21 protein-coding genes are annotated in these 7,791 nt (G+C 37.8%); 16 read left to right on the forward strand and 5 right to left on the reverse strand.

The window, feature by feature from the left end; all coding sequences use genetic code 11:
• The 3 genes from ACPC57_RS10970 to ACPC57_RS10980 all read right to left on the reverse strand — a co-directional run.
• Positions 1-544: HIRAN domain-containing protein (locus ACPC57_RS10970; RefSeq protein ID WP_434066955.1), on the reverse strand; the 544-nt coding region annotated here is incomplete at its 3' end.
• 15 nt (positions 545-559) lie between these two features.
• Positions 560-940, reverse strand: a complete 381-nt coding sequence (locus ACPC57_RS10975; protein ID WP_277837304.1) for an ImmA/IrrE family metallo-endopeptidase — start codon at positions 938-940, stop codon at positions 560-562.
• A gap of 6 nt (positions 941-946) precedes the next feature.
• Positions 947-1,309 (reverse strand): helix-turn-helix domain-containing protein, encoded by a 363-nt coding sequence (locus tag ACPC57_RS10980; protein ID WP_105131460.1) that lies wholly within the window; start codon positions 1,307-1,309, stop codon positions 947-949.
• A gap of 290 nt (positions 1,310-1,599) precedes the next feature.
• Here ACPC57_RS10980 and ACPC57_RS10985 point away from each other — a divergent pair, with 290 nt between their 5' ends.
• The gene (locus tag ACPC57_RS10985; protein WP_277837306.1) at positions 1,600-1,764 is read left to right on the forward strand and encodes a hypothetical protein; all 165 of its coding nucleotides are present in this window, start codon (positions 1,600-1,602) and stop codon (positions 1,762-1,764) included.
• On the opposite strand, the gene ACPC57_RS10990 is transcribed toward ACPC57_RS10985, so the two are convergent.
• The gene (locus ACPC57_RS10990; protein WP_434066956.1) at positions 1,747-2,217 is read right to left on the reverse strand and encodes a hypothetical protein; all 471 of its coding nucleotides are present in this window, start codon (positions 2,215-2,217) and stop codon (positions 1,747-1,749) included. The two genes, ACPC57_RS10985 and ACPC57_RS10990, sit on opposite strands and share 18 nt — an antisense overlap.
• 62 nt (positions 2,218-2,279) lie before the next feature.
• Between ACPC57_RS10990 and ACPC57_RS10995 the strand changes: the two genes are divergently transcribed.
• Genes ACPC57_RS10995 through ACPC57_RS11010 form a run of 4 tightly spaced genes read left to right on the forward strand, consistent with a single transcriptional unit; the run spans position 2,280 to position 2,967 of the window.
• Complete coding sequence (locus ACPC57_RS10995; RefSeq protein ID WP_277837308.1) at positions 2,280-2,483, forward strand: XRE family transcriptional regulator; 204 nt, start codon at positions 2,280-2,282, stop codon at positions 2,481-2,483.
• A 10-nt stretch (positions 2,484-2,493) separates the two neighbouring features.
• Positions 2,494-2,691: a hypothetical protein gene (locus ACPC57_RS11000; protein WP_434066957.1), complete on the forward strand. Its 198-nt coding sequence runs from the start codon at positions 2,494-2,496 to the stop codon at positions 2,689-2,691.
• Positions 2,681-2,818, forward strand: a complete 138-nt coding sequence (locus ACPC57_RS11005) for a hypothetical protein (RefSeq protein ID WP_277837416.1) — start codon at positions 2,681-2,683, stop codon at positions 2,816-2,818. Before ACPC57_RS11000 ends, ACPC57_RS11005 begins: the two co-directional genes overlap by 11 nt.
• Positions 2,815-2,967: a hypothetical protein gene (locus ACPC57_RS11010; protein WP_257384655.1), complete on the forward strand. Its 153-nt coding sequence runs from the start codon at positions 2,815-2,817 to the stop codon at positions 2,965-2,967. The genes ACPC57_RS11005 and ACPC57_RS11010 overlap by 4 nt, the downstream gene beginning before the upstream one ends.
• A 3-nt stretch (positions 2,968-2,970) precedes the next feature.
• On the opposite strand, the gene ACPC57_RS11015 is transcribed toward ACPC57_RS11010, so the two are convergent.
• Entirely contained in the window at positions 2,971-3,504 is a 534-nt protein-coding gene (locus ACPC57_RS11015; RefSeq protein WP_434066958.1) for a hypothetical protein, read from the reverse strand.
• A gap of 53 nt (positions 3,505-3,557) precedes the next feature.
• On the opposite strand from ACPC57_RS11015, the gene ACPC57_RS11020 reads away from it, so the two are divergent.
• The 11 genes from ACPC57_RS11020 to ACPC57_RS11070 form a co-directional block, all read left to right on the forward strand.
• On the forward strand, positions 3,558-4,268 hold the full coding sequence (locus tag ACPC57_RS11020) for an ORF6C domain-containing protein (RefSeq protein WP_434066959.1): 711 nt from the start codon (positions 3,558-3,560) through the stop codon (positions 4,266-4,268).
• A 59-nt stretch (positions 4,269-4,327) separates the two neighbouring features.
• A complete protein-coding gene (locus ACPC57_RS11025; protein ID WP_277837315.1) occupies positions 4,328-4,612 on the forward strand; it encodes a DNA-binding protein in 285 nt (94 codons plus the stop codon).
• Positions 4,609-4,791 (forward strand): hypothetical protein, encoded by a 183-nt coding sequence (locus ACPC57_RS11030; RefSeq protein WP_434066960.1) that lies wholly within the window; start codon positions 4,609-4,611, stop codon positions 4,789-4,791. The genes ACPC57_RS11025 and ACPC57_RS11030 overlap by 4 nt, the downstream gene beginning before the upstream one ends.
• 84 nt (positions 4,792-4,875) lie before the next feature.
• Entirely contained in the window at positions 4,876-5,034 is a 159-nt protein-coding gene (locus ACPC57_RS11035) for a hypothetical protein (protein WP_434066961.1), read from the forward strand.
• Positions 5,024-5,890 carry a phage replisome organizer N-terminal domain-containing protein gene (locus ACPC57_RS11040; protein ID WP_434066962.1) on the forward strand — a complete coding sequence of 289 codons (867 nt, stop codon included), beginning with the start codon at positions 5,024-5,026 and terminating at the stop codon, positions 5,888-5,890. The genes ACPC57_RS11035 and ACPC57_RS11040 overlap by 11 nt, the downstream gene beginning before the upstream one ends.
• On the forward strand, positions 5,877-6,068 hold the full coding sequence (locus ACPC57_RS11045; protein ID WP_434066963.1) for a hypothetical protein: 192 nt from the start codon (positions 5,877-5,879) through the stop codon (positions 6,066-6,068). Before ACPC57_RS11040 ends, ACPC57_RS11045 begins: the two co-directional genes overlap by 14 nt.
• Positions 6,068-6,235, forward strand: a complete 168-nt coding sequence (locus ACPC57_RS11050) for a hypothetical protein (protein WP_434066964.1) — start codon at positions 6,068-6,070, stop codon at positions 6,233-6,235. The genes ACPC57_RS11045 and ACPC57_RS11050 overlap by 1 nt, the downstream gene beginning before the upstream one ends.
• Entirely contained in the window at positions 6,235-6,414 is a 180-nt protein-coding gene (locus ACPC57_RS11055) for a hypothetical protein (protein ID WP_434066965.1), read from the forward strand. The genes ACPC57_RS11050 and ACPC57_RS11055 overlap by 1 nt, the downstream gene beginning before the upstream one ends.
• The gene (locus ACPC57_RS11060; protein ID WP_044679558.1) at positions 6,404-7,153 is read left to right on the forward strand and encodes a DNA-methyltransferase; all 750 of its coding nucleotides are present in this window, start codon (positions 6,404-6,406) and stop codon (positions 7,151-7,153) included. Before ACPC57_RS11055 ends, ACPC57_RS11060 begins: the two co-directional genes overlap by 11 nt.
• Positions 7,154-7,198: 45 nt before the next feature.
• On the forward strand, positions 7,199-7,405 hold the full coding sequence (locus ACPC57_RS11065; protein WP_434066966.1) for a hypothetical protein: 207 nt from the start codon (positions 7,199-7,201) through the stop codon (positions 7,403-7,405).
• Positions 7,406-7,456: 51 nt separating this feature from the next.
• Positions 7,457-7,791, forward strand: a 335-nt coding sequence (locus ACPC57_RS11070) for a hypothetical protein (RefSeq protein ID WP_434066967.1), incomplete at its 3' end; no start/stop codon positions are given.

Genomic DNA, 7,791 nt, shown 5'->3' on the forward strand with positions numbered 1-7,791 from the left:
TTGAGATATTATCTGTAGACTGTTCTTGAACTTGTGTTTGCTCGACTAAAACAGGCGTTTCTGTTTGCGTAGAATCGTAAATAATAAGGGCTATCTCAAATCCGATATCTAAGTTATTAATGGTAACAACTTTATCCTCAATATAGTCAAATTCCTTGTAAGGCCCACCTACTATCTCCGCAGAAGCATTATTAAAGTATTTGTCATCAACTAAGTATTTATTGATTTTTTTAGCTATTTTTGCAGGTACATAGCCCACAAAGTTATTCGCTATCAAGATTTTTATAGCATTCGGATCATACTGATTATCAGGTTCCATTATTAACTCAACATCGGAAGTAGACATATCTTCATATTTGAAAATTTTATTAGAGAGTCCTTCTAATTCCTCGCGTATTTCGGACGATGATAGATTTCTATAGTATTTTGTCACTTCAGGGATTCCGTATTCCTCGGCAATATCATTACATGTAGCCTTTACTGCTTTCTTGTAATTTGTAACCCCTGCAACTCTAAAAACAAACGATTCAACAGCTTTCGGCATTTTCTCCTCCTAATACTAACTTACTAAATTATAGTATTCTTCCTTTACCATAGCCTCATCAGCTATGGTTTTCAGTTTATACTTCTCCATAAAGACTAGATAGTTAAAATGTGAATAATCTTCACAATTTTCCATTTCTGCTTTGAGTAGATGATGAATCATATTTCTATTTGCTTGCATTTCGTATTTCTCACGAAATATTTCGTAGAGATGTGGTAAATGCCCTTTGTGACCCAATTCATGCAAGGCCACTTTTACTCGTTCGTCTTCAGCGATACTGCTACTGATGAACATAGTTTGTAGTCCAGGTATATAGAAAGCTTCATCCTCGTATTCATCATCTTTAAAGATATGTAGTCTAATCTGGAACTTTTGACAAAGCTCTCTAACTGTCATAGGAAATTACTCCTCTTGAGATAATAAGAAACCTTCAATGATTCGCTGAATAGCTCTCTTGTCCTTGTCAGTCAGTGGTTTACCGTTGAAACGCATGGCAGTGCCAGCTAGTTCTTCAACATCCACTTCTTGTCCCTCAAAGTAGAACTTCTGGTCATCTGCAATTCGTGGGTTATCCGTTCTACCAAGTAAGTAGTCTGTAGATACACCAAAGAAGTCCGCAATTTCTGAAATTCTTTCAGCATTCGGTTTTTGCGTTTTCAACTTATAAAGTGTATTCCGACTATAACCAAGCTTTTCTTCCAATTGAATAAGAGTCAATCCTCGTTTTTTGGTAAGCTCTTTTATTCTTTCAAACGTTGGGAACATTGTTTTATCAACCTTTCTAAGGCATGACAAAAAATAATTCAACTTTTTGGGAGAAAAGTGTTGACAATTCAACCAATAAGGTGTATTATTATTTTGTAAGCTAAAGAGTTAGCGAATAAGACAACTAAAAAATAAAGCCTAATGAAACTGATTGGCGTCTGTTTTTTCTAGGTAATACCTTACTTTTCAGTAAGTCTTTTCTCTATGTTTTGATTTTAACCTATTGGGTGATAAAAGTCAAGAAATTCGCTAACTTTTTAGTTAAAAATAATAAAAAAGGAGGAAATGCTATGGCATTCGGGTCAATGACTGTAACTGTCAAAATTGCAAATATTGATCGTTTTATTGAACTGAGCGATGAGTTCAATAAAAAAGCCCGCGAGCTTGAACAACTGGCTCACGAGCTAAAAACATTCGACTTTGAAGGAGAAGTTGTATCAACCGATAGCAACTAGCTCAAAGTTGTCATTATCTGAAAAAAGATAGATTGGATAGTTTTCTTTGGTTTCGAAGTTGTAGAAATCGTATCCGAAATTATCTTTTTTCAAGACAGAATACTTGGAAGATAGCACTTCAAGATTGATTTGGGTCAGCAATTTGACGATCTGGATTCGAGCTTGGTCGGTATCAGATATTCTCTGTAAAGCCCGTAAATGCTCTTCGCTAGGGAAGATGTCAACCAATTCCTGCCTATTGTTAATATAGCTGTTTTCTCCGTGTAAGCGACCGTGCTGCAAATAGTAATCTGTGAATGTCAGATTGCTATATTCCTGATAGGTCTCAAACGTAATTCGTTGACCTCGGTACAGATAGACAAGAGTATCATCTTGAAGTGCGTCTTTGCTAGAAGTAATGCCAATCAAAAATTTATGGCACGCTTCCAATATGCGAACTTGATTTATATCCATGACTTGACCTCCTTTCTATAAAGATTTCAAGTCTATTATACCAAATTTAAGAAAGGAAAAATATGAGCAAAGATTTAAAAGAAATCAAAGCCCTGATTAAAACTCGCTTGATTGAGCTAGATATGAAACAGTCTGAATTGGCTAAAAGTGTTAACGTGTCTAGTCCGGTCATTTCTGAGTTGTTAAGCTACGGAAAAGGTAGTGATAATGTAAAGCAAAACGTTGCTACTGTCTTGGGAATTGAAAATCCTTGGGAGAAGTTTTGAGGGGAAATAAATGAAAATTGCTGAAAAAGTAGTCCGCATCGAATCGGACGCGTATGAGTATGTTGTAGATTTCGCCAACGAGCATGATTTGAAAATCGGTGAAGCAGTGAGTATCTTGATCCGCTACTGTGCTTCTAAAGACTTGAAAGTCAAGCAGGCTCATGTTGAGGTGGTGGAAGTTCAGAATGTGGCGGGAGATGATGACTAGCAAGCTGATTACCAACTGGCAAAAGAAAAACCATCAGCTCAGTCAACTGATAGTTGATAGCCTTGAGGGGCTAGATGTTTGGGAAACCATTTTAGCACTTGGAGAAATAAGGAGGGGTATGGTGTGAATAATTATATTACAAACGAGGAGCTTGAAAATGCTAAGCAAGATATTATTCAATTATTAGCTAAAAAAGAGTTCACAAGCGGAAAGGCAATTTTTGTACTTAATGAGACGATTGAACATATAAAAAACCATTCAATATTGAGTATTTAGTGGTTATTTCAAAACCTTAATAAAGGCCTCAGCAGCGTTTTTCATGAATTTTAATTGCTTATCTTGATCATTACTGCCAATCCAAAACAGTTTTTCAGTAGCATTTAGCTTGACTTGATAAACTTCGTCAAAATTCTGTCCAGTCACAGTCTGATAGATGATGTTTACTATGACAGTTCCTTTTAGGTCGTTATCGATGACATGCATAAATTTTTGTGATGGAGCAATAGTGTAACCAATCAATGAGGACATATTAAAATCATATTCGTCAATGCTTTGGATGAATTTCAAATCTAGGATGGTTGCAGGAGTATTCCCAAAATTCTTTATAACCATGTATTTATGAAAACTTTCAATTTCTACGGTTTCGAGATAGGCTACGACTACAGGTCTATTCGTCTCTGCGGTGATTTCTGCCGTTAGTTTGTTTGCATTGCTAGCAATTTTGATGGCTTTGTTGGAGTAATAGATTGAGATTAGTCCTATGATAGTTGAGGTAATGATTGATAAAATTTCAATAATGTCAGAAGTAGTCATGCTAGTCTCCTAATAGTTTTTGATTTTATTATACCAAATTAGAAAGGAATTTTATGAACGAAATTTTTGTTTTTCACGGGCAGGAAGTCCGTACTGTAACTATTAACAATGAGCCTTGGTTTGTCGGGAAAGATGTGGCTCAAATTTTAGGATATACAGAACCACATAAAGCTATTGCTAGACATGTTGATAGCGATGATGGGATGAAACATCCCCTCACAGATAGTCTTGGTCGTATTCAAGAAACTATTATCATCAATGAATCAGGTCTTTACTCTCTGATTTTATCCAGCAAGTTGCCACAGGCCAAAGAATTTAAACGTTGGGTCACTAGTGAGGTATTACCACAGATTCGTCAGCAGGGAGCTTATGTGCCAGAAAATTTACCTGAAGAGGCTTTCATTGCTCTATTTACTGGACAGAAGAAGCTGAAAGAGCAGCAGTTGGTATTGGCTCAAGATGTTAATTATCTCAAAAATGAACAACCAATTCATCCAAGCTTTGCTCAAGCGCTACTCAAGAAGAGAAAATGCCGTGTCGTCGCTTGTCTAGGTGGAATGGACAGTCCAGCCTATGCTGATAAAGTCTTTGCACAGTCGGTCTTTCGGCAAGCTGAGGTTGATTTCAAAGACCATTTCAACATCAATCGCTATGACATGTTGCCAAAGAAATTCGCTGAAGCGGCATTGTCTTACTGGATGACGTGGGAACCAAGCACAAATACCAAAATGAAAATTTTGGAGATGAACGCTTATGAACTGTGAAACGCAAAAAAGCCTGACGGCAATCAGGCTCAAATCTAAAGATACAAGAGGATTATACCATGAATGATCTAATGATTCAAATGTTGGAACAGTTTGAAGCTGGGTTAATGGATAGAGCGTTAAAGGTCATGCACGTTGTTATAGACGAAAAGAGACGATTTCCAATGGAACTCAACAAATCTCAGTGTGCTGAAATGCTCTTAGGAACTAAAGACACAGGGACTTTTGACTCGAGATTTAATTGTCATAAAGATTTCCCGAGAATACCAAATGCTCGTGAAAAATACCCTCGTGATGCGGTAATTGAATGGTACCACAATAATTGGCAAAGGACAGTGATATGACAGAAGAACTACTACTAACAACGGAACAGGCATTGCTTGCTATTGCTATTTTGACCACAATCTTAATCTGGCTTATCCGTAAGCCTGTTGAGATTGATGTTAAAGAGCCTGCGATTGAAGAAAAGCAAACAGAGCGGAATTTGAGATACTTGCAGATTGGGACTTATTACGGAGGATAGAATGAATTTTTGGAACATGATGAAAAAGTTTTTGAGTGTCAACAAGTGCCAAGCTGAGCTATTGGCAGATCGTGAGGTCTAACTATGGTCTGGATTGTGGCAAAAATAAATAAAAAGGTTCGTGGTCGGAAGTATTATTATAAAAAGACTTTCGAAACATGGCAAAATGCTAGAATTTACCAACAGGACTTGTTTAATAAAGGTGTGAATGCTGAGATGTGGGAGGAGAGGGATGACAAGTAGAGAAAAGACATTTTATTTTTTAAAATTGGAAAAGGATTTTTTTGATAAAAAAGAAATCAAGTTGCTTCGAAAAATCGCAGATGGCGATACATACACGATAATCTATTTAAAAATGCTATTGATGTCATTATCGGACTCAGGATTTTTCTATTTCGAAAACATTGGAAATGACATAGCCGAAGAAGTGGCAATTTCCATTGAGGAGGATATTGAAAATGTCTCAGTGACACTATCATACCTACAAAAAAAAGGGTTGCTTGAAATTGTTGAGACTGACAAATATTACTTGAATAGCATACCTGAAATGGTTGGTCAGGTTACATCAAACGCTCTACGACAACGTCGATTTCAAGCTAAGAAAAAACAGCAGGCGTTAGAAAATAACGCAACTATAACACAACATAACGTAGAGAAAGAGTTAGAGAAAGAGTTAGAGAAAGAGTTAGAGAAAGAACAAGAGAAAGATATTCGCTCAACATATAAAATGTTTGAGGATGAATATGGTCGGTTGTTGTCGTCGTCTCAATCCGAAACTGTATTAAAACTCTTGGAAGAAAACTCTGCTGACTTAGTTCAAGAAGCTTTGAAGAGATCAGTCCTTAACGGAAAGACAAAAAGAGGAACTCTTAATCTAGCATACATCGAAGGTATTTTAAGAAATTGGCAGTTGGACAATGTGCAGTCTGTTTCAGACATACGTAAGCCTAAACCGAACTATTCCACTGCACATTACAAACAATCCAACATACCAGATTGGACAAATGAAGAAGTTAAGAATGAGCAGACGGCAGAAGGGCAAGCTGTGCTAGCTGATTTGTATGCTCAGTTGGAGGCTATGGAAAATGGTGAGACTTAGACATGGCTTAAAGCAGGATAGACCGTTTATCAGATATGTAAAGGTCAGCTGTACTGGAATTGATATTTCTTACGGCAACGAGCGACAGGCTATGCGGTTCGCTAGTCGTGCGGCTGCTATACATGTTTCTAGGGCTTTGAAAGATTATGGGAATTTTTATTTGGTTGAGGAGGAATGATGGACGGTTATCTGAAACTAGACAAGATGTTGGATTGGCAAGTAGCGAATTATCCGCTACGTATGTCTGAAAAGGCCCGCTTGATGGCTTTGCCTGGTGATGAGTTTTTGTCGGAGCTGGATCGTATGGCCGAGGAATATCATCGGACGAGGTATGGGGGTAGTTGATGGTAGTGCCAGAAAAAGAGTACGCTCTCTACAAAGGCGACATGCTACTAGCAATTGGAACAGCGAAGGAGTTGGCTAAGGAATTTGATGTGAAGGTTGCGACGATTCATTTTTATAAGTCTCCGACTTATGTGAATAGGACTAGTGCTGAGAGGGGGAGGAGACTTGTTGAGGTTTGAGTTATTTAATGACCATTTTGAAAATGCGAAGCGGTACAACATTCCGAGGGCCCAGTTGATTATTGCTGATATACCGTATAACCTTGGAAATAATGCCTATGCCAGCGACCCTAGATGGTATAAGGACGGCGATAACGCCAATGGGGAAAGTAAGTTGGCAGGAAAGTCATTCTTTGATACAGATAATGATTTTAAGATTAATAATTTCTTTGATTTTTGCAGTCGGTTGCTGAAGAAGGAGCCTAAAGAAAAGGGTAAGGCACCAGCAATGATTGTTTTTCATGCATGGCAACAGCGAGATATGGTTATCGAGTGTGGGAAAAAGCATGGTTTTAATAATGCTTATCCGCTATATTTTACTAAGAAATCCAGTCCGCAAGTCTTGAAAGCAAACATGAAGATTGTGGGTGCGGTGGAAGAGGCTACGGTATTGTATCGTGATAAGCTTCCGAAATTTAATAATAACGGTGCTATGATACTCAATCATGCACCGTGGGAGAAGGATAGCTCTTACCCTGTTATCCATCCGACACAGAAGCCTATTCCTGTGCTGAAACGGTTGATTGAAATCTTTACGGATGAGGGCGACGTAGTGATTGACCCCGTAGCAGGTAGTGGCTCAACGCTAAGAGCGGCAATTGAGATGAACAGATCAGCATACGGATTTGAAATCAAGAAGGATTTTTACAAGAAGGCAAAGGAGCAGATGTTGTCTAGCTACCAACCCAGTTTATTTTGAGAGGGTGGAGCAGATGACTATATATGATTTTTTGGAGGGTAGTGAATGTTGACCAAAAATGAATTTTTCGAAAAACTGGAAAAAGCAAGAGCTAGTCAATTGGTGATTGAGGAATGTTTGTATGAAATCTTTGAAGGCTATAACTTAGTAGAAGTGCCTTTTAAAGCTGTTAATACTAATAACTTAGAAGAAGCAATTCAGTGCTACATCCATTATGGAGGCAAAAAATCCAATGGATATATCGGACGATGAAACGTTGCCGTTCTAACCATAAAAACAAAAAAATAAAAGCAGGGCGACTAGTTGAAATTTGAATTTATTTTATCAAATACAAAACACAAAAAAGAAATGTTGAATGCTAATGATAGACCACATTGGACACAGAAGGCTAAAATAACCGCCTATCTTCGTCAAATTGGGCGTTTAAAAGTATCCGATGGTAAATACACCACCTATACAAAAAAACGCCCATGTGGGCTTGTGGTGACGATTTACGCACCAACCAAAAGACGAATGGATCCACCAAACTTTTATCCAACCGTAAAAGCGCTGGTTGACGGTATGACGGATGCAGGTTTATGGACAGATGATAACCATGAAATCATTAAATACATGACGTTTGAATTTGGTGGTCTAAG

It is taken from the genome of Streptococcus sp. VTCC 12886, assembly GCF_049893425.1.
Lineage (GTDB): Bacteria > Bacillota > Bacilli > Lactobacillales > Streptococcaceae > Streptococcus > Streptococcus suis_AA.